Annotated in this window: 18 protein-coding genes and 1 pseudogene; 10 read left to right on the top strand and 9 right to left on the bottom strand. The window is 68.5% G+C overall.

Going from position 1 to position 16,683, the window contains the following annotated elements; translation table 11 throughout:
- Window positions 1-191 precede the first annotated feature (191 nt).
- Window positions 192-2,054, top strand: coding sequence for an ATP-dependent endonuclease (locus L6E17_RS21770; protein WP_236242420.1), 1,863 nt, complete (start codon window positions 192-194; stop codon window positions 2,052-2,054).
- Between the two features lie 99 nt (window positions 2,055-2,153).
- Here the strand turns inward: L6E17_RS21770 and L6E17_RS21765 are convergent, their stop codons facing one another.
- Window positions 2,154-3,530, bottom strand: a complete 1,377-nt coding sequence (locus L6E17_RS21765; protein WP_236242419.1) for an IS1380 family transposase — start codon at window positions 3,528-3,530, stop codon at window positions 2,154-2,156.
- 204 nt (window positions 3,531-3,734) lie between these two features.
- Here L6E17_RS21765 and L6E17_RS21760 point away from each other — a divergent pair, with 204 nt between their 5' ends.
- The 4 genes and pseudogenes from L6E17_RS21760 to L6E17_RS21745 all read left to right on the top strand — a co-directional run bounded on the left by L6E17_RS21760 (window position 3,735) and on the right by L6E17_RS21745 (window position 6,813).
- Window positions 3,735-5,702, top strand: a complete 1,968-nt coding sequence (locus tag L6E17_RS21760; RefSeq protein WP_236242418.1) for a UvrD-helicase domain-containing protein — start codon at window positions 3,735-3,737, stop codon at window positions 5,700-5,702.
- Between the two features lie 48 nt (window positions 5,703-5,750).
- Window positions 5,751-5,922, top strand: a pseudogene (locus tag L6E17_RS21755) (FAD-binding oxidoreductase); the annotation flags it as partial.
- Window positions 5,923-6,014: 92 nt separating this feature from the next.
- Window positions 6,015-6,302, top strand: a complete 288-nt coding sequence (locus tag L6E17_RS21750) for a hypothetical protein (RefSeq protein WP_236242417.1) — start codon at window positions 6,015-6,017, stop codon at window positions 6,300-6,302.
- Entirely contained in the window at window positions 6,268-6,813 is a 546-nt protein-coding gene (locus tag L6E17_RS21745) for a hypothetical protein (protein WP_236241953.1), read from the top strand. The genes L6E17_RS21750 and L6E17_RS21745 overlap by 35 nt, the downstream gene beginning before the upstream one ends.
- On the opposite strand, the gene L6E17_RS21740 is transcribed toward L6E17_RS21745, so the two are convergent.
- Complete coding sequence (locus L6E17_RS21740; RefSeq protein ID WP_236241954.1) at window positions 6,770-7,561, bottom strand: IS5 family transposase; 792 nt, start codon at window positions 7,559-7,561, stop codon at window positions 6,770-6,772. The two genes, L6E17_RS21745 and L6E17_RS21740, sit on opposite strands and share 44 nt — an antisense overlap.
- Window positions 7,562-7,747: 186 nt before the next feature.
- Here L6E17_RS21740 and L6E17_RS31575 point away from each other — a divergent pair, with 186 nt between their 5' ends.
- Window positions 7,748-8,101 (top strand): DUF2399 domain-containing protein, encoded by a 354-nt coding sequence (locus L6E17_RS31575; protein ID WP_374109114.1) that lies wholly within the window; start codon window positions 7,748-7,750, stop codon window positions 8,099-8,101.
- A gap of 575 nt (window positions 8,102-8,676) precedes the next feature.
- Complete coding sequence (locus tag L6E17_RS21735; protein ID WP_236241954.1) at window positions 8,677-9,468, top strand: IS5 family transposase; 792 nt, start codon at window positions 8,677-8,679, stop codon at window positions 9,466-9,468.
- Here L6E17_RS21735 and L6E17_RS21730 read toward each other — a convergent pair.
- Both L6E17_RS21730 and L6E17_RS21725 read right to left on the bottom strand, forming a co-directional pair.
- Complete coding sequence (locus L6E17_RS21730; protein ID WP_236241953.1) at window positions 9,425-9,970, bottom strand: hypothetical protein; 546 nt, start codon at window positions 9,968-9,970, stop codon at window positions 9,425-9,427. The genes L6E17_RS21735 and L6E17_RS21730 overlap by 44 nt on opposite strands.
- 184 nt (window positions 9,971-10,154) lie before the next feature.
- Window positions 10,155-10,553, bottom strand: a complete 399-nt coding sequence (locus L6E17_RS21725) for a hypothetical protein (protein WP_236242416.1) — start codon at window positions 10,551-10,553, stop codon at window positions 10,155-10,157.
- Between the two features lie 405 nt (window positions 10,554-10,958).
- On the opposite strand from L6E17_RS21725, the gene L6E17_RS21720 reads away from it, so the two are divergent.
- The 3 genes from L6E17_RS21720 (at window position 10,959) to L6E17_RS21710 (ending at window position 12,538) form a co-directional block, all read left to right on the top strand.
- Entirely contained in the window at window positions 10,959-11,312 is a 354-nt protein-coding gene (locus L6E17_RS21720; RefSeq protein WP_236242415.1) for a DUF317 domain-containing protein, read from the top strand.
- A gap of 98 nt (window positions 11,313-11,410) precedes the next feature.
- Window positions 11,411-11,701: a hypothetical protein gene (locus L6E17_RS21715; RefSeq protein ID WP_236242414.1), complete on the top strand. Its 291-nt coding sequence runs from the start codon at window positions 11,411-11,413 to the stop codon at window positions 11,699-11,701.
- 15 nt (window positions 11,702-11,716) lie between these two features.
- Window positions 11,717-12,538, top strand: a complete 822-nt coding sequence (locus tag L6E17_RS21710) for a DUF317 domain-containing protein (protein WP_236242413.1) — start codon at window positions 11,717-11,719, stop codon at window positions 12,536-12,538.
- Window positions 12,539-12,755: 217 nt separating this feature from the next.
- Here the strand turns inward: L6E17_RS21710 and L6E17_RS21705 are convergent, their stop codons facing one another.
- From L6E17_RS21705 to L6E17_RS21685, 5 genes are all read right to left on the bottom strand, one after another.
- Window positions 12,756-13,442: a hypothetical protein gene (locus L6E17_RS21705; RefSeq protein WP_236242412.1), complete on the bottom strand. Its 687-nt coding sequence runs from the start codon at window positions 13,440-13,442 to the stop codon at window positions 12,756-12,758.
- A gap of 77 nt (window positions 13,443-13,519) precedes the next feature.
- Complete coding sequence (locus L6E17_RS21700) at window positions 13,520-13,999, bottom strand: hypothetical protein (RefSeq protein WP_236242411.1); 480 nt, start codon at window positions 13,997-13,999, stop codon at window positions 13,520-13,522.
- A gap of 75 nt (window positions 14,000-14,074) precedes the next feature.
- A complete protein-coding gene (locus L6E17_RS21695; RefSeq protein WP_236242410.1) occupies window positions 14,075-15,817 on the bottom strand; it encodes a relaxase/mobilization nuclease domain-containing protein in 1,743 nt (580 codons plus the stop codon).
- A complete protein-coding gene (locus tag L6E17_RS21690; RefSeq protein ID WP_236242409.1) occupies window positions 15,814-16,431 on the bottom strand; it encodes a hypothetical protein in 618 nt (205 codons plus the stop codon). Before L6E17_RS21690 ends, L6E17_RS21695 begins: the two co-directional genes overlap by 4 nt.
- Window positions 16,428-16,664 carry a hypothetical protein gene (locus L6E17_RS21685; protein WP_236242408.1) on the bottom strand — a complete coding sequence of 79 codons (237 nt, stop codon included), beginning with the start codon at window positions 16,662-16,664 and terminating at the stop codon, window positions 16,428-16,430. The genes L6E17_RS21690 and L6E17_RS21685 overlap by 4 nt, the downstream gene beginning before the upstream one ends.
- Window positions 16,665-16,683 lie beyond the last annotated feature (19 nt).

The raw sequence follows: 16,683 nt of genomic DNA, 5'->3' as shown, positions 1-16,683 counted from the left end.
GAGCCGATGCGTCGCCGACCCAGATGTGTGCCGGGTACAGATCCTTGGATGCCCACAAGTCATGGTGATCTGCCTCATGGGCGACCAGGGCGGGCATATGATCCGTGGGTAATCCGCTTACGGGTGGGGCACTTGAGGCGGTTGTCTTCGCCTGCGCCTGCTCGGGCGCAGGCCCCTTTGACAGGGGGGCCATGTACCTAGCGCGACTGCGTGCCGAGAACTTCAGAATCTTTGGCGCTGCGGCACGGGAGGAAGACGGTTCGGGCGAGTCGCTGGACATGTCGTTCAGCCCAGGAACGAATGTCCTGGTGGGCGAGAACGACAGCGGGAAGACTGCGATCGTCGACGCGATTCGCCTGTGCTTGCAGACAGCGGCGGCGGACTTTTACCGGATATCGAGGGACGACTTCCACGTCGGTGACAGTGGCAGGGCGGACACCTTCTCGATCTCCTGTCGGTTCGAGGACCTTTCCATGGAGGAGCAGGCCACTTTCCTGGAGATGCTCACGAACGACGGTCGAGGCAACGCCGTCCTGGACATCACCTTTAAGGCGCAGCTCATGGACCCGCTCCGAAATCGTGTGTCCTGGAGCACGCGCACCGGCCCGGGCGGAAAAGGGGCTGCCCTCGACGGGGCTGCGCGCGAGTTCCTCAAAGCCACCTACCTCCGCCCCCTACGAGACGCCGAAGGTGAACTCCGCTCGGGGCGAGGGTCCCGGCTGTCGCAGATCCTTGCCAGCTATCCAGCGATGATGGACCAGGACAAGGATGACTTCGACGAAAAGGACGACTCGGCTTCCACACTCGTAGGCATCCTCAGCCGCGCCGAACACCACATCGGGCAGAACGCCGCCGTTACTGCGGCCCGAGACGACATCAACACGGCGTACCTGCAAAAGTTCGCGATCGGCGGGGATGTGCTCCGAGGGAAGATCGGGGTCGCGGGCGACGCGTCGCTGGCCCGAGCCCTGGAGAGGCTGGAGCTGACCCTGTTCTCGGCATCCGACGAATGGACCCGTCGAGGGCTGGGTTACAACAACGCGTTGTTCATGGCCGCAGAGCTCTTGCTGCTCGGGAAGGGTGACATCGCGCCGCTGCTGCTCATCGAGGAGCCGGAAGCGCACCTTCATCCACAGCTTCAGGCCCGGATCATGGACCTGCTGCGTGAACGGTCGGAAGAGGCTGCGGAAGCCGCAGCGGCCCCCGTCCAGGTCATCCTGACCACGCACAGCCCCAATTTGGCCTCGGCGATGCCGGTGGGGTCCCTCACGATGGTGGCCCGCGGTCGTACGTTCAGCCTGGCGCCTGAACACACCAAGCTGGATGACGGAGACTATGCATTTCTCTCCCGTTTTCTGGACGTGACCAAGGCGAACCTGTTCTTCGCCCGTGGTGTCGCGGTTGTGGAGGGCGATGCCGAGGCGATCTTCCTCCCCGCTCTCGCGAAGGCCATGGGCCGCTCCTTCAACGAACGCGGGATCAGCGTTGTGAACGTCGGGCACGTAGGGCTGTTCCGCTACAGCAGGATCTTCCAGCGCGATGGCGAGCAGGTTCCCATCCCCGTGGCCTGCATCCGCGACCGGGACCTCGTGCCGAAGGACACCCCGGCCGAGATGAGGGGAAAGCTGCGCTGTTCGGCGGACATGACGTCGGCTGAGATCGACGAGCACGTCGCTAGCCTCAAGATCGAGGACAACGGCCCGGTAAAGACCTTCGTCTCGAACTCCTGGACCCTCGAGTATGACCTCGCGGCGGCTTCCTGGCCCATGGCTTCACTGATGCATCAAGCGGTGCGTGCCGCACGTTCGTCCGAGAGTTCATGGCCCGGCGCGGAGAAGCTCAAGAAGCTGACTGACGCTGCGCGGCAAGAGGTGGAGACGTGGAAGGCGAACAGGGTCCCCCTGGAGACTGTCGCTCTCCGCATCTATGAGCCCTTGAAGTTGGGTAACGCCAGCAAGTCGATTGCGGCCCAGCACGCGGCTGACCTCCTAGCCTCGAACTTTCGTGATGGTCCGCCGACGGGGTCGGCGGACCATTTCGCTTCCTGTGGCTGAGGGCGGGCAGGGCGGCGGCCCGAGTGTCGCCTCGGGTGGGTGCCGGGTTCCACTGCTCCGGGTCAGGTGGTGCTGTCGTCGGGACGGGGAATCTGCTGGTCAGCCGGGGTTTGGGAGTTGGGCGAGCCGGTCGATGGCGGCAGTGATGTGGCTGGTCCAGGGCCAGTGCCGGGCGAGACGGAGGATCCGTCGGCGTCCGGTGGTGACGAACTGCCCGGCCGCGGTAAACAGGCAAAGCCGCAGGCGGCGGGGTTCCCAGAGCCTGGCCTTGCCGGTCAGCGCGAGCATCGGCATCCAGGACAGCAGGTCCAACGCGATCTGGACGATCTCGAGCCAGACCCAGTTCTGAGCAGTGTGATGCAGGGGCAGGTTCCGCAGCCCGGTGGCCCGGGCGGCCCGGATGCGGTCCTCGGCCCGGGCCCGCAGGCGGTGACGGAGTTCGAGGTCGGCGATCGGCCGGGCAATGGTGTTGGTGGCGAAGCAGGTCAGCCGCATGCCGTCCGCGTCGGTGAGCCTCAACTGGGCCCCCGGGTGAGGCCGTTCCTTGCGGACGATCAGCCGCATGCCCTTCGGCCAGCCGGTCAGTACGTCTCCGGTGAGTTCGGCGACCCAGGCGCCGTCCCGGATCTCGCCGTCCGGCTCGACGGCCGGTGTCCAGGCCGACGCCGGGACCTTCAGCACGCGGCTGTGGATCGCGTCAGTGATCACCATGCCGACGGAGTAGGACAGCCAGCGCCCGCGCTGGGCGAGCCAGGCGACCAACTCATGCGTCCCGCCGCCGGAGTCAGTGCGGATCAGGCTCTGCCGGCCACGCCGGTACTTCTTCGGCAGCTGAGCGAGGGCCAGGCGGGCTGCGGTGATGTGGTCAAAGGCGGTGTTCGACCCCGCGTTCCCCGGCCTGAGCAGGGCCGCGACGGGTTCCCCGGTGCCGCCCGGGCCGTGGTCGACGAACCCCATCAGCGGGTGGTGGCCGTAGGTCCGCTTCCAGGTCGGGGCGGCATCCTGTTTGTCGGAGTGCGCGATCACCAGCACTCCGTCCAGGTCGATGGTCACCGTCCCGTCCGCGTCCGGCGCCTTCCGGTCAGCCAGCCGCCAGACTCTGTCGCGGACTTCGGCCCGTGCAGTACGGATCGCCCGAAGGGCGGTGTCACCGGAGGCGGCGAGGGTGTCGATCAGGCGGGAGACCGTCGGGTCGGAGGCGACCGGCCCGAACACGGCCGGCTCGGCCCGCAGCATGCCGACGTCTGCCAGGCAGTCCCCGCCCATCGCGACCGCCAGAGCCAGGTCCAGGACAACCTTCCCCGGATCGTGGACGGCCCGGGGCCTCCGCCACGGCGCCAACGCCGCCGATATCGCCTGATCCAGACCGGTCTTGCGGACCGTCTCCACCAGCAGCACACCACCGGCCTGGGAGACCACCCCACGACCACCGCCTTCGGTACGGACACACGGGTAGGACCCGATACTCTTCTTCACCCCGAGAGTGCTTCTTTCCTGCGACGACCTGGACCCTAGACAAGTCCCATCGTTGCAGGTCAGGAGCACTCTTCGCGTTTCTGATCACCCACCGGACGCCCTACCGCGTGAAAGCGCGAGGCTAGAGGGCACGAGCCTTACGGAAGGCGACCTCCCTCCCTACCTGGTTGAAGCGTTCGACCACATCTGCGGCGAGGTGGAGCGGTGAAGCCTCCGTATCTGCCCGACGCCCTCGCGAAGGACAAGGTCGAGGACCTGGCCCAGACCCTTGGCCTCGCACTGCCACATGCCGAACAGTGGGACTTCGTTCAGAGCGAGCTCTCCCAAGACCTCCAAGCGGCACCTGGTTCCGGCAAGACGACACTGATTGGTCTCAAGCTGGCCCTGCTCGCCGGCGCGTGGACCTCGCGGACCCGGGGCATCTGCGTCCTCTCGCACACGAACACGGCGAAGGACGAGATCATCAACCGCCTCACAGCGGTTCCCGACGGAAGGCGGTTCCTCCAATACCCGCACTTTATCGGGACGATTCAGTCCTTCGCTAACACCTTCCTCGCCCTGCCGGCCATCCGTGCCCTGGGGTACGAAGTACAGGCCGTAGACGATCACGTCTACGAATCCGCAGCCCTGCGTCTGCTGGAACGTAGCGAGTTCATCACCCTTCGGAGCTTCCTGAGCCGTCGCCGCGACGGGCTCGACACTGTTGCCCAGGCCGTCTTTGTCTGCGAGGCCGGAAAGCTGAAGGTGACCGGCCCTCGCGGCAGCACGCCGGCCGATCCTGACACGACAGCCAGCGGTCGGCAGTACGACCGTCTGAAGAGGCAGCTGGCCAAGGAAGGAGTGTTCCGGTACGACGACATGTACGCGATTGCGGAGTGGTATCTGACTCGGAACCCTGCGATCGCGGAGGCGGTGTCGCAGCGCTTCCCGTTCGTGCTGCTTGACGAGATGCAGGACACCAGCGACGTGCAGCAGCACCTGCTGGACCTGGTCTTTTCCTCCGGTGCAGTCGTGCAGCGCGTGGGGGACGTGAACCAGGCGATCTACGCGGACAGGACGACGGCTTCGGCGAGGGCATCAGCGTTTCCAGCTCCGCTGGCTGCCGAGCTGCCTGTCAGCCAGAGATTCGGACCCAAGATCGCGGACATGGCTAGCGCTCTCACCAACCGTCGACGGCAACGGATCAGCGGCGTCGGCCCAGACACCCAGATCGGCCTCCTCCTTTTCGACGATCATTCCGTCCTTGAGGTCGTGCCGGCATACGAACGCCTGGCACACGCGCTCGTCCCACGTGAAGTGCTGGTCCGAAACCCGCCCCGAGTACTCGGAGCACGGCTGACCAAGGGAACATCACCCACGTATCCGCAGTCGCTTACCTGCTACCTCCCCGACCACGCTCCGGCAGGACGTGTCCCGGCACAGAGGGAGCTGATCAGTACCGTTCGCGCTGCCGGGGCACGATGGGCGGCCAGTGGCAGTGAGTACGAAGCCGTGGCCGAGCTCTGGGAAGGCATACGCACGACGATGAGGCCGGCCCTCCCCACAACCCTTCCACCTTTGAGTCGACTTGAACGCTCCATGACCACGGCGGCCGGACAGCTCCGGCTAATCCTGCGCGATCTGCTTATGGGCTCTAGCGACACCGATGAAGCGACCTGGAACAGTGCGACCGCACGCCTCCTCGAACTCGTTCCTGATCTCACACAAGTGCCGCTGCGAGACGCTGCCGCACTGGCAGAAAGTCTGAGGTTCGCTCCACGGCTGGACAGTGCGGCTGTCGACATTGCAGTTGATCACGAAAATCAAGACCTGCCGGTACAGGTGCGTTCCGTCGCCGGGTCCATCCAGAGCGCCAAGGGGGAGACCCACGCAGCAACGCTGATCCTCGAGTGCCTGGACAGGCGAGGCAACAAGCACGACATCCACGAGACGCTCAAGCTCCTGGCCGGAGGGGACATCCAGCGTGCCCAGGTGACCGTGCAGCGCGCCGCTCAGCTCATATTCGTCGGGGCCACACGCCCTACGCACCTGCTCGTGCTGGCCAGCCATCGGAAGCATGCTGCGCCCTACACGGAAGAGCTCGTCGGCCGAGGCTGGAGCATCCACGAAATCAGCGGGACGTCTGAACCGCACACAGTGGATCGAAGCCGTCATCGACACGCTCAAAGCTAGCTCAGCCTTGAACAGTACGGTGGCAGAACCCCGGGTCGGAGTCTTGCGAAAGACAAGGTCGATCAGTGGGCTCAGCGGTCCTTGGAGGTCTTCTGTGCGCTGGGGGAGGACCCGTCTACGGGCATCGGGCTCGCCAGCGGCATTGAGGCATCCCGCACGGCCGAGGCGCCACCAGACTGGGCCACGCCACTACCCAAGCTTCCGGCCGTGCGAGCCGTCCTAACTGCCGACAGGCTTCACCGCCGGGTACTGGTTCAGTGTGCCGGCGTCGATGGCGTAGGGGAGTGGGGCTCTTCTCGTATGCTCCGGCGCATGCGACGCACCCTCATACCGCTCGCCCTCGCCGCTCTCGCGCTGGCTGGCTGCACCGCCGAGGAGGACAAGGCCGCGAGGTACTGGGACGGCTATCGGTTCGGCGAGCAGACGGCATCGGACTACGCGAAGCGCGTCTTAGTAGCTGTTGTCGTACCGAACCTGAGGGCGGTGTTTTCGCTGGTCAGGCATAGGTTCGGTGCTCCCGTGGGAGGGGTGGCCTGTCGTGTCATCGTTCCTGGGGAGGCCGTGGATGCCGTCGGTCGTGGGGTTGCTCGAACAGCGTGAGCTGGGTGCTCGCCGTCGCGTGGACGAGTTGCGGGAGGAGGCCGACCGCGTCCAGGCCGAGCTGGTCGTGGCCGAGCGGGAATGGAAGGAGTGGGTCATCGCCCGCTCGCGGGTCGGCGAGGTGCTGGGTCCGGTGGACGAGACCGAGGACTACGCCCGGACCGAACGGGCAGTGCCGGCCCAGGGGCAGGCAGGGGAGGCATCATCGGTGTCGATGGCGGCGAAGCCGAAGTCGCAGGTGCCGGTGTGGCGTGAGGGGCTGGAGGTGTCCGTTCTGTCGATGGACTACCAGCGCATCCTGCAGGCCCTCGCGGACCGGCATCGCCTCCACCAAGGGCCTGTGACCTGCCAGGAGATGGCTGTCTTGTTCGGCCTGGACGCGGTGCCGGCCAAGGTGGAGGCGCTGCGGTCGAAGGCGAAGCGGCTGGTCGCGCGCGGCTGGCTGGCCGAGTCCGCGCCGGGCCGGTTCACCCTCGCACGGAGTGTGGCCGGGCCAGACGGCGGGTCATGATCATGGTCATCGACCAGTAGACCATCGCCTCGGCGCTGGTGGTGCGGCGTTCGAAGTCGCGCACCAGGCGGCGGCTTCGCATCAGGTGCGCGAAGAGCCGCTCGACGATCCACCGCTTGGGCAGCACCACGAACCCCTTGACGTCATCGCTGCGTCTGACGATCGCCAGAACCAGTGCGAACGCGGCCAGGCAGTGCCCGACGAGGCTGCCGGTGTAGCCGCCGTCGGCCCAGACGAGTTCCAGCCGGTGGCGGGCGTCGGCGACCTGGGCGAGCAGAACCTTCGCGGCGGCACGGTCTCCGATGTCCGCGCTTGTGACCATGACGCCCAGCAGTAGGCCGAGGGTGTCGACCACGACGTGCCGCTTGCGGCCGTTGACCAGTTTGCCGCCGTCGAAGCCACGGCTGTCGGCACCGACGACGGCGTCTGCCTTGACGGACTGCGAGTCGATCACACCGGCCGTCGGCTCCACATCCCGGCCCGCCTTCCGGCGGACCCGGTCGCGCAGCCGGTCGTGGAACTCCCTGACCAGTACGTGGTCGCGCCAGCGGCGGAAGAAGGCGTAGACCCGGTCCCACGGCGGGAAGTCGGCTGGCATAGCACGCCACTTGACGCCGTTGTCCACGAGATAGCGGATCGCGTCCAGTATCGCCCGGTGGCAGTACGCCTCCGGCTGCCCGCCCCGGCCCCGCAGCCAGCCCGGCACCGGCAGGAGTGGCCGGACCACGGCCCACTCCGCGTCCGTCATGTCCGAGGGATACCTCCGAACACGTTCCGGGTGATCGGCGGCATTCCCGAACCGGTGAGCGACGCAATCACACGACGGAGCAGCCGAGTTGAACTCCACCGGCGCGAGCACGTACAACTGCGGCAACAGGGTCTCCTGGATCTCGGTCGGCTTCGCAACCCCGAGCTACCAAGAGGCCCTGCCTTCATGCCCACGGCCGGCCGCGATCACCCGATCGAGACTCCCGTTCGACGCCCACCCTCAAGATCGGAACGACAACAGCTACTGAGATACAGCGGTGATCTGGATGGCAGTGGTCTGCGGATTGCTGAGTACGTAGCCCGCACGTACGGAGCCGAGTTGATCGCGATGGATGCATCGACGGTGCAGGAGGCGGGCCCTGAGCCGTCATCAGTCCCTTTGGCGCCAGCTCTTGGAGCGGGAGAGGCCACCGTGCGGGATGCCTTGAGGGCAGGCGGGCGGGTGGTCTTCCAGGAGCACGACGCTGTACTGCGCCAGGTGCTGGGAAAGGCTGAGTGCTGGCCGGAGGCAGGCCCGTGAGTATCATTCACGCCAAACGGCCACCAAGCCTGATGCCGTTCCAGGTGGAACCGGATGGCCGCAAGTAGGTCATCGACGGCACCCCGACGATCGGCCGCCCCGTGGCGGAAGACTTCGAGCCGGCGCGCGTGCTGACGGCACCTCAGCGAGGCGGAGTGCCCCCTCGGATGCTGTCCCGGCCGGAGCAGTGGGAGCCCGGTGCCTCGGCTCAGTTGAGAGGAAGCGGGCTCCCCCTCCCCGCATCTGTTGTGCCTTTCCGGCCGCCGGGAGGAGGAGGCAAAAACGGATCCGCCGAAAGTTTTTTGCTAAGTAGCTGTTGTCGTTCCGATCTTGAGGGGTGGGCGTCGAACGGGAGTCTCGATCGGGTGATCGCGGCCGGCCGTGGGCATGAAGGCAGGGCCTCTTGGTAGCTCGGGGTTGCGAAGCCGACCGAGATCCAGGAGACCCTGTTGCCGCAGTTGTACGTGCTCGCGCCGGTGGAGTTCAACTCGGCTGCTCCGTCGTGTGATTGCGTCGCTCACCGGTTCGGGAATGCCGCCGATCACCCGGAACGTGTTCGGAGGTATCCCTCGGACATGACGGACGCGGAGTGGGCCGTGGTCCGGCCACTCCTGCCGGTGCCGGGCTGGCTGCGGGGCCGGGGCGGGCAGCCGGAGGCGTACTGCCACCGGGCGATACTGGACGCGATCCGCTATCTCGTGGACAACGGCGTCAAGTGGCGTGCTATGCCAGCCGACTTCCCGCCGTGGGACCGGGTCTACGCCTTCTTCCGCCGCTGGCGCGACCACGTACTGGTCAGGGAGTTCCACGACCGGCTGCGCGACCGGGTCCGCCGGAAGGCGGGCCGGGATGTGGAGCCGACGGCCGGTGTGATCGACTCGCAGTCCGTCAAGGCAGACGCCGTCGTCGGTGCCGACAGCCGTGGCTTCGACGGCGGCAAACTGGTCAACGGCCGCAAGCGGCACGTCGTGGTCGACACCCTCGGCCTACTGCTGGGCGTCATGGTCACAAGCGCGGACATCGGAGACCGTGCCGCCGCGAAGGTTCTGCTCGCCCAGGTCGCCGACGCCCGCCACCGGCTGGAACTCGTCTGGGCCGACGGCGGCTACACCGGCAGCCTCGTCGGGCACTGCCTGGCCGCGTTCGCACTGGTTCTGGCGATCGTCAGACGCAGCGATGACGTCAAGGGGTTCGTGGTGCTGCCCAAGCGGTGGATCGTCGAGCGGCTCTTCGCGCACCTGATGCGAAGCCGCCGCCTGGTGCGCGACTTCGAACGCCGCACCACCAGCGCCGAGGCGATGGTCTACTGGTCGATGACCATGATCATGACCCGCCGTCTGGCCCGGCCACACTCCGTGCGAGGGTGAACCGGCCCGGCGCGGACTCGGCCAGCCAGCCGCGCGCGACCAGCCGCTTCGCCTTCGACCGCAGCGCCTCCACCTTGGCCGGCACCGCGTCCAGGCCGAACAAGACAGCCATCTCCTGGCAGGTCACAGGCCCTTGGTGGAGGCGATGCCGGTCCGCGAGGGCCTGCAGGATGCGCTGGTAGTCCATCGACAGAACGGACACCTCCAGCCCCTCACGCCACACCGGCACCTGCGACTTCGGCTTCGCCGCCATCGACACCGATGATGCCTCCCCTGCCTGCCCCTGGGCCGGCACTGCCCGTTCGGTCCGGGCGTAGTCCTCGGTCTCGTCCACCGGACCCAGCACCTCGCCGACCCGCGAGCGGGCGATGACCCACTCCTTCCATTCCCGCTCGGCCACGACCAGCTCGGCCTGGACGCGGTCGGCCTCCTCCCGCAACTCGTCCACGCGACGGCGAGCACCCAGCTCACGCTGTTCGAGCAACCCCACGACCGACGGCATCCACGGCCTCCCCAGGAACGATGACACGACAGGCCACCCCTCCCACGGGAGCACCGAACCTATGCCTGACCAGCGAAAACACCGCCCTCAGGTTCGGTACGACAACAGCTACTGAGTTGGCGGGGCTGAGCGCCTGACTTGGCGGGCAGGGCGGCAGTCGCGCCCGCCGCTCCCACTACCGGATTCATGTGAGGCCGCGCGCCGAGAGGAACCTGCTCCACTCCTTCACGGCGTCCTCCGCGATCTCCAGGACGTCGTACTCCTGGCCGCCGGATGCAACGTAGAAACGGTGGGCAGAGCTCCCCGTCCCGACGAAGACGGATACGTCGCTCCGCGCGATCGTCGTGGAGGCGTCACCGGTCCGGGTTCGGTCCGGCCGCAGCGTGAGGTGCTTCGAGCCGTTGGCGAGATCCGCACAGAGCTGGAGCTTGGGGCATCCATTGATCAGTGCGTCCCCGTCAGCCTTGGTCACGGTGGTCGCCGGATCGTTGCCGAGCCAGTCCTTGAGGTGGTGCACGGCCTCGAAGAACGACAGAACCCGGTCAACTGCAGCGTCGGTGCCGCCCTGGGTGCCTTGGTACACGGCCTGTACGTCCGCTAGGCGACGACCTACCCGGTCCCATTGCGATTCCCAGCCCTGCCCAAGCATGCATCGAGTATCGCCCCTACTTCAGTCCGGAGATCGAGACCGCCCTGGCGTGTTGTGCGTTTGAGTTGTCGGTCGCCGCCACCTCGAACGCTCAGTCACAACCGTAGCCGCTCCGTACGACCGGAGGCGTGACGTGGAGCGGAAGCCCCCCGTACGAGACCAAGGCGCTAACCGGCGTCGGTCCGCCTTCGGTGGCGGTGGGCCCGCCTTCGCGGCTGCGGCACAGGCAGTTCGCCGGGGGCAGACAGGAAAGAGCGCGGAAAGACTGGCCAACGCGTTCGAGGCCATGTCAACGTAGACGACCTTGCAAGAAACCCCAGGTCAAAGAGGTGATTGCCCGTGACCATGGCTCCCGTCGGCCCCGGATTCTCCACCACCATCGAGGCCCTCCGGCTGCGCGAGTGGCAGCTCGGGCCGGGCCAGCCCACGCTCGTGATGGATCAGTTCTCCGCCGACGACTTCAACCTGATCGTGGACGACCGTGCGGACGTGCACGTCAGCAGCAAGGACGGCCGCTTCTACCTCGGCTGGTTCCCGCTCGGTCGCCCCGGGACCGACGGCGAAGGATGGAAGATCGCCGTCACCGGCACAGCCACGGTGCCCGGCTACCACCTGTCCTTCGACACCGAGACGCCGGCCGACATCGTCGCCGCCGCAGTGGCACGCGTGCTGGAGACCTCCCGGCGGGTGTGACACCGCAGCGATCGGCCTCCTCACCGAGGGCGGTCGCCGACTCCCGGCGGCAGGCCCGTACTACCGCTCACCGTTTTCCTCACACAAGGAGGCTGTTCGTGACGCATCCGGAGATGACCGTCGACGAGCTCATCACCCTGCTGTCCGACTGCGACCGGAGCGCTCCGGTCCGCCAGGCCATGAACCCACTCTTCCCCATGGCACACCGCCTCGCGCAGGTCGTGCAGTCCGTGGACGAGACCGGCCGGACCGTCGTCTACCTCGCAGAGGGCCGGGATGAGGACACACAGCTCGGCCATCTGCCGCCCGAGGTGGCCGTCGCCCTTGCCTGGCAGGGCCCCGTCCAGGCACCACCGAGCCGCCCCCGCCGAACTGCCGGCGGCAAGTAGAACCGCACCAAGCCTTTGGAGGCGCCCCTGTACCCCGACTTCCCGCTCGACCCGTCCACCCCGCCCAGCGGTCAGCCCGCGCTCTGGGTCGGTCCCCGGCACCTGGCCGGTGACGACAAGCGCCTCTACGACACCGTCGCCGACACGCTCGCCGGCCTGGGCTGGACGAGCCTGACGATCGTCCGCGGTCGCCACGAGCCGGATGAAGCAGATGAGGACCGCCAGGTCCTGCGCAGCACCGTCCTGCACATCAGTCCCGATTCCCTCCGGTGGGCCCAGTGGAGCCTGGCGGATGAGCCGTTCCACCTGGGGGATTTGCCGATCGCCTGGCAGGTCTCCGCCCGCGCGGACACGAGCAGCCCGCTCGCCCAGTGGTCGGCGTACTTCACCCCCGACGTCCCCGGCGAGTCCGTGGCCGACTTCCTCGCCGCGCTCGATGCCCGAGACCAGCCCGCCGAGCCGATCGCTGGCCCTGAGCTGGTCCTCGACGCCGTCGCCGCACACGGCTGGCTCCGCGACATCGACCAGCCCCAGGCGGCGGCGACGGACCCGACGTTCACCTCGCACATCAGTCTCGGCGAGGTGCCGCCCCTCATCCAGGACGCCGACCCGCGCGCCCTGACCACTGAGGCCGACGAAGTGGGACCGGCTGGGTGGCAGGCGTGGGCCGAGCCCGCGCTCGGCGCACCGTGCCTGTGGGCGGTGTCCTTCGGCGCCAGCGTCCCGCACGATCTCGTCGCGGCCTTCGCCGCCTCCCTCAGCTCGACGGCACCGGTCCTGCGACGGGTGCTGCCCGAGGCCACCCAGGAGAGGCTCCTGCGCGCCCCGGCCATCTAGTGCCCTGCGCTCGCCCTCCTGACCGACGCATACAGCCCGGCCTCTCCCGAAGGGAGGGTCGGGCTTCTTGCTGCTCGAGCCCGGTCTGTCCGTGCAGACGATGCTGTCCCCGGCGGTCGGGGCCGGAAGCAGCAGTACGACGCGCTGCTCAGGGCGTGGGCTAACAGGCGGATGCCCCCGACCGTGAGGGTCGGGGGTATCCGTGTATCTGGTTCGGTCAGCTCGTGGCCGTGGCCTTGGCGAGGGCGTTGTCGAGGTGGCGGTCGACGAGGGCCGGCGAACCGGAGACGATCAGCAGCAGACTGTCGTCGCGGATCGCGACCTGCTTCACCACGGTGCTCCGTCCTCCGGCGGAGGAGGTCAGGAGCTGGCTCCACTGCTCGTCACCGCGGTCGTGGGGTGCGGTCAGCTTCTGCGAGGTGATGTCGATCGGGGTACCGCCCGCGACGACCTGATAGGTGGGGCAGCCGGTCATGGCGTCGAAGATCTGGCCGATGCCGTCGGACAGCTTGTCCACGCTGTCGCTGTACAGCTCCTCGGAGATTTCGGAGCTGCTGCCGGCGTAGGTGAAGGTGGCCTTCGCCTTGCGCGGGAAGGTGAGCGAACCGCCGGTGGCCGCGTCGCCGCCCAGTTCGCTCAGGGCCGGGCAGCCGATGACGGTGACGTCGTCGTGGCGGGCGGGGCGCTCCGGCTTGCGCAGGTAGCCGCTGCCGAGGTCGCTCTCGTCGAGCAGGCGTGACGCGAGCGCGGCCGACGAGAGCTTGACGGTCCGCTGGGCGGCATCGGCCGGCTTCTCCGTACGGGCTGAGGGGGTGGTGTCGGGCTTCGTGCCGGTGGAGCAGGCGGGGACGGCGAGGAGGGCGGCGGTGATGCCGAGGGCGGTGGTGGCGACGCGAACGCGCATACGGAACTGACCCCTTGGTGCTTGGCGACGGGTGGTCAGTGCGGGCCTCGGGCCCGTGGGATCGTAGGGGTGGGGGGTCAGTGGCCGAGGTGGCGCAGGCAGTCCTCGAACGTGGCGTGCGTCGCGTCCGCCGGCCCGGCGCTCCGGTTGTACCAGGCGGTGTCCAGACGCGTCTCCTGCTGCTGATGTCCGGCCCGGCAGCGCAGCCAGATCTCGCCGTGGGTGGAGAGGATGAGCCAGTCCCGGTACGCGCCGCACTCAGTGCAGGTGATCAACTCGCCGTCGAGGACGAGCGGCTGCGCCCACGGCATCATCCTGCCGTCGAGCTGGTCGTGGCTGGGCACGCGCAGCTCCGGCGGAAGGAAGTCGTCCACCGCACTAGCCGGCTCGCTGCGCTCCGGCCCGGCCGACGGCCCACCGACCCCTGGGGGGACCTGTTCCTGCAGCCGCGCCGACAGCTCGAAGAATCGGCGCTGCGCCTCGCTGGGCTCCGCCACCCGGCGGCGTATCCGGTGGAACACCCTGATCTCTCCCTCGCCTCGTCCTGCTTCCGTCATGATCGTCCCCTACGCCCCCAGGAGCTTCAATTCACAGAGTCAACAGTCGGCTTCCAGCGAGTCAGAGACTGGGGGTCACCGCGTCTTGCCCGCCACATCCTTCCCGCCGCGCCGTGAGCCAGGTGCAGACGGCCGGGATATTGCCCTGCGTGTCGTGGCCTGGCCACCCGTGGTGCCGTTCGCGGACAGTTCCGATGCGTCGGCGGGCAGGTCGGCCATCCGCCGCAGCCGCCACACCAGCACGTCGCTGACCGAGTCCGCGGTGTCGAGTTCCCGGCGCGCGACTGCGTCGGACAGGAGGGCGGCCGGGTCATGGCCGGCGGCTTCGGCGTCTGCGATGGTCGCGGCCAGCGCGTACCAGCCCGGCTCGGCGAGGATCCGTTCGGCCAGCCCGGGCAGCGCCTCGCGCAGCACCATCGTCTGCCGCTGGAGAATCGGCCGGTTCAGGCGGCGGCCTCGCTGGTAGAGCACACCGAGGGGTTGGGCGGCGGCGGCCTGGTAGGCGGCGCGAAGGTGCTCGGCTGCCTGGTGGGCGGCGGCGGCCTGCTGAGCGTGGCCCTTCTTCGCGTGCCAGTGCACGGCGGCGGTGATCAAGAAGAACAGCATGTCGATCGCCATCGCGGTGCTCGCGCCGTCCTCCCCGCGGCCGAGGGCCGGGCCGCCGTGGACGAGGTCGCGGGCGGCCTGCCGCAGGGCCCGGTCGCGCCCGCGTACGGCGCGGACGTGGGAGCGCGAAGCCCGTTCGAAGGCCGTTGCGGCGTCTCGTAGTTCGCGGCGGGTGTGGGCGGCGGATGTCTTCGCGAGGGCGTCCAGGACCTCGCCCGCTGCGGCGATATGGGCGGCGGCGACGGCGTCCTCGCCGTGCTCGACGATCAGCACGGCCTGCCACGCGGCCGACGCCGTCCTGCGGCGGGCCGCGCTCGGAGTACCCGGCCCCGTACGGACGGCATCCTCCTGCCGGGGAGCCGGACCATTCTTGGTATCGGCGGACCAGCGCTCGCGGATGCGGGGCAGTGAGAGGTCGGGGGCGAGGCGCGCGCCGGGGTAGAACACCGGCTCGCCGTCCTTGTTCCGATCGTCAGGAAGGGCGACCTTGTATCCGAGGAGGTCCCCGGAGGGAGCGACCCGCTTACGGATCAGGAGGCCGTCACGGGCGAGCCGGTCGAAGAACTCCTCGTCGCTGGTCGCGCCGGCCACCGCTCGCCGTACCGTCTCGCGCAGTTCTTCACGGGCGGTGCGCTCGCGGCCCTGGCGTTCGGCCTTGTGGCGTTCGGCGCTGGTGGGCCGCTGAGCGGCGGTGCCGTCGCCGGGTGCGACCTGGTGGAGGCCGAGTTCCTTCTCGATGAGCCGGGCCTCGGCCTGGGCGCGGGCGCCGGAGCGGTAGTCGTCGGGGCGGTGGCCGTCCTCGGTCACGAGGGTGGCGACGATGTGGATGTGGTCGTCCGCGTGCCGTACGGCGGCCCACCGGCAGCCGGGCTGTCCGTCGCCGGGGTCGATGCCGGTCGCGGCGACGATCCGGCGGGCGACCTCGGCCCACTCCTCGTCGGACAGGGTCCGGTCGCCGGGCGCGGTGCGGACGGAGGTGTGCCACACGTGCTTGGCGGGTCGGGCGTGCGTCGGCAGCGCCTGGACGGGTTGGTCCAGGAGCTGCTGGAGGGCCTTCAGTGTGGTGTTCGGGTCGCGGCCGGGGTCGGGGGCCATGCCGTCGAAGGAGGCCACGAGGTGGGGGTCGACGTGTTCCTCGTGTCGGCCGGGGCCGTAGAGGTAGGCGAGCAGGCCGATGGTCCGGTCGCCGGGCGCGTTGACGCTCGGGATCATGCTGCCTGCTGTTCGAGGACGGCGGTCGCGGCGGCATGCACTGCGTCGGCGGCCCGCCGCACGGCCGTGAGGCTTGCCTCTAGCTGAGGGGAGATATCGGCACCGGAGTTCAGGGCCTTCGTCACCTGGTTGAGATTGCTGCCGGCCCAGCCGAGCTTGCGCCGGCTGTCGAACAGGGCGGTCAGAACATCGCGTTCGGTGGCGATCTCGGCGTTCGTTCGGTCGAGATCTCGGGCCGCAGCGAGCGCGGCACGGGCGAGGAAGCCGCCGACGGTCAGGTTGCACTGGGCGGCGGCGGAGGCGATCAGGGCGAACTCGGCATCGTTGAAGCGGGTCGTACGCAGGTGGCGGCGCTTCTTCTCGGGCGGCTGACGTGGACGCTGACGGGCAGGTCGCTCACGAGGTCGACGATTCGGCTTGCGCTCCTCCTCCGGCTTCGATCCGCCCTCGGTCGAAGCCCCCAGGACCTGCACCCCCCGGTGCAGGTCCTCTTCCGCCCCCTCGGGGGTGGACTCGGCGGAAGTACTACTTCCGCCCCAACTTGCTTGCGGCGAGACCGTGTTGGAGTCGCTCGCAGGTGCCGGGGTGTTGCCGTTCTGGATCGGGTGCGTCATCGGGAGTCGGGCCTCGTGGAGCGGATGCGGTGCTGGATGGTTGCGGCCAGTTCGACGACGTCGGCCGGCCCGGTGAGGACGCGGACGGGTTCGTCGGGCTGGAACTGGACGAGCCATTGGCCGGTCGGGGCCAGGACTGCGGCGTACAGGAGGCGTCGGCGGACCAGGACGTCCGCCCAGGCGCCGGCCTCGGCGATCGTGGGTTCGGATGTGCGAACGGAGCGCGGTATCACGGTGTGTTTCCTGGAGCGG

This window comes from Streptomyces sp. CC228A, from assembly GCF_021390935.1.
Taxonomy (GTDB): Bacteria; Actinomycetota; Actinomycetes; order Streptomycetales; family Streptomycetaceae; genus Streptomyces.
This window is presented reverse-complemented; position numbering and strand designations above follow the sequence as displayed.

What these genes read in the sequence shown, in the direction of transcription:
- L6E17_RS21735 (WP_236241954.1), top strand. Translation starts at nt 8,677, where the DNA reads ATGACGGACGCGGAGTGGGCCGTGGTCCGGCCACTCCTGCCGGTGCCG.
- L6E17_RS21740 (WP_236241954.1), bottom strand. Translation starts at nt 7,561, where the DNA reads ATGACGGACGCGGAGTGGGCCGTGGTCCGGCCACTCCTGCCGGTGCCG.
- L6E17_RS21700 (WP_236242411.1), bottom strand. Translation starts at nt 13,999, where the DNA reads ATGACGGAAGCAGGACGAGGCGAGGGAGAGATCAGGGTGTTCCACCGG.
- L6E17_RS21695 (WP_236242410.1), bottom strand. Translation starts at nt 15,817, where the DNA reads ATGATCCCGAGCGTCAACGCGCCCGGCGACCGGACCATCGGCCTGCTC.
- L6E17_RS21745 (WP_236241953.1), top strand. Translation starts at nt 6,268, where the DNA reads ATGCCGTCGGTCGTGGGGTTGCTCGAACAGCGTGAGCTGGGTGCTCGC.
- L6E17_RS21770 (WP_236242420.1), top strand. Translation starts at nt 192, where the DNA reads ATGTACCTAGCGCGACTGCGTGCCGAGAACTTCAGAATCTTTGGCGCT.
- L6E17_RS31575 (WP_374109114.1), top strand. Translation starts at nt 7,748, where the DNA reads ATGCCCACGGCCGGCCGCGATCACCCGATCGAGACTCCCGTTCGACGC.
- L6E17_RS21730 (WP_236241953.1), bottom strand. Translation starts at nt 9,970, where the DNA reads ATGCCGTCGGTCGTGGGGTTGCTCGAACAGCGTGAGCTGGGTGCTCGC.
- L6E17_RS21705 (WP_236242412.1), bottom strand. Translation starts at nt 13,442, where the DNA reads ATGCGCGTTCGCGTCGCCACCACCGCCCTCGGCATCACCGCCGCCCTC.
- L6E17_RS21690 (WP_236242409.1), bottom strand. Translation starts at nt 16,431, where the DNA reads ATGACGCACCCGATCCAGAACGGCAACACCCCGGCACCTGCGAGCGAC.
- L6E17_RS21750 (WP_236242417.1), top strand. Translation starts at nt 6,015, where the DNA reads ATGCGACGCACCCTCATACCGCTCGCCCTCGCCGCTCTCGCGCTGGCT.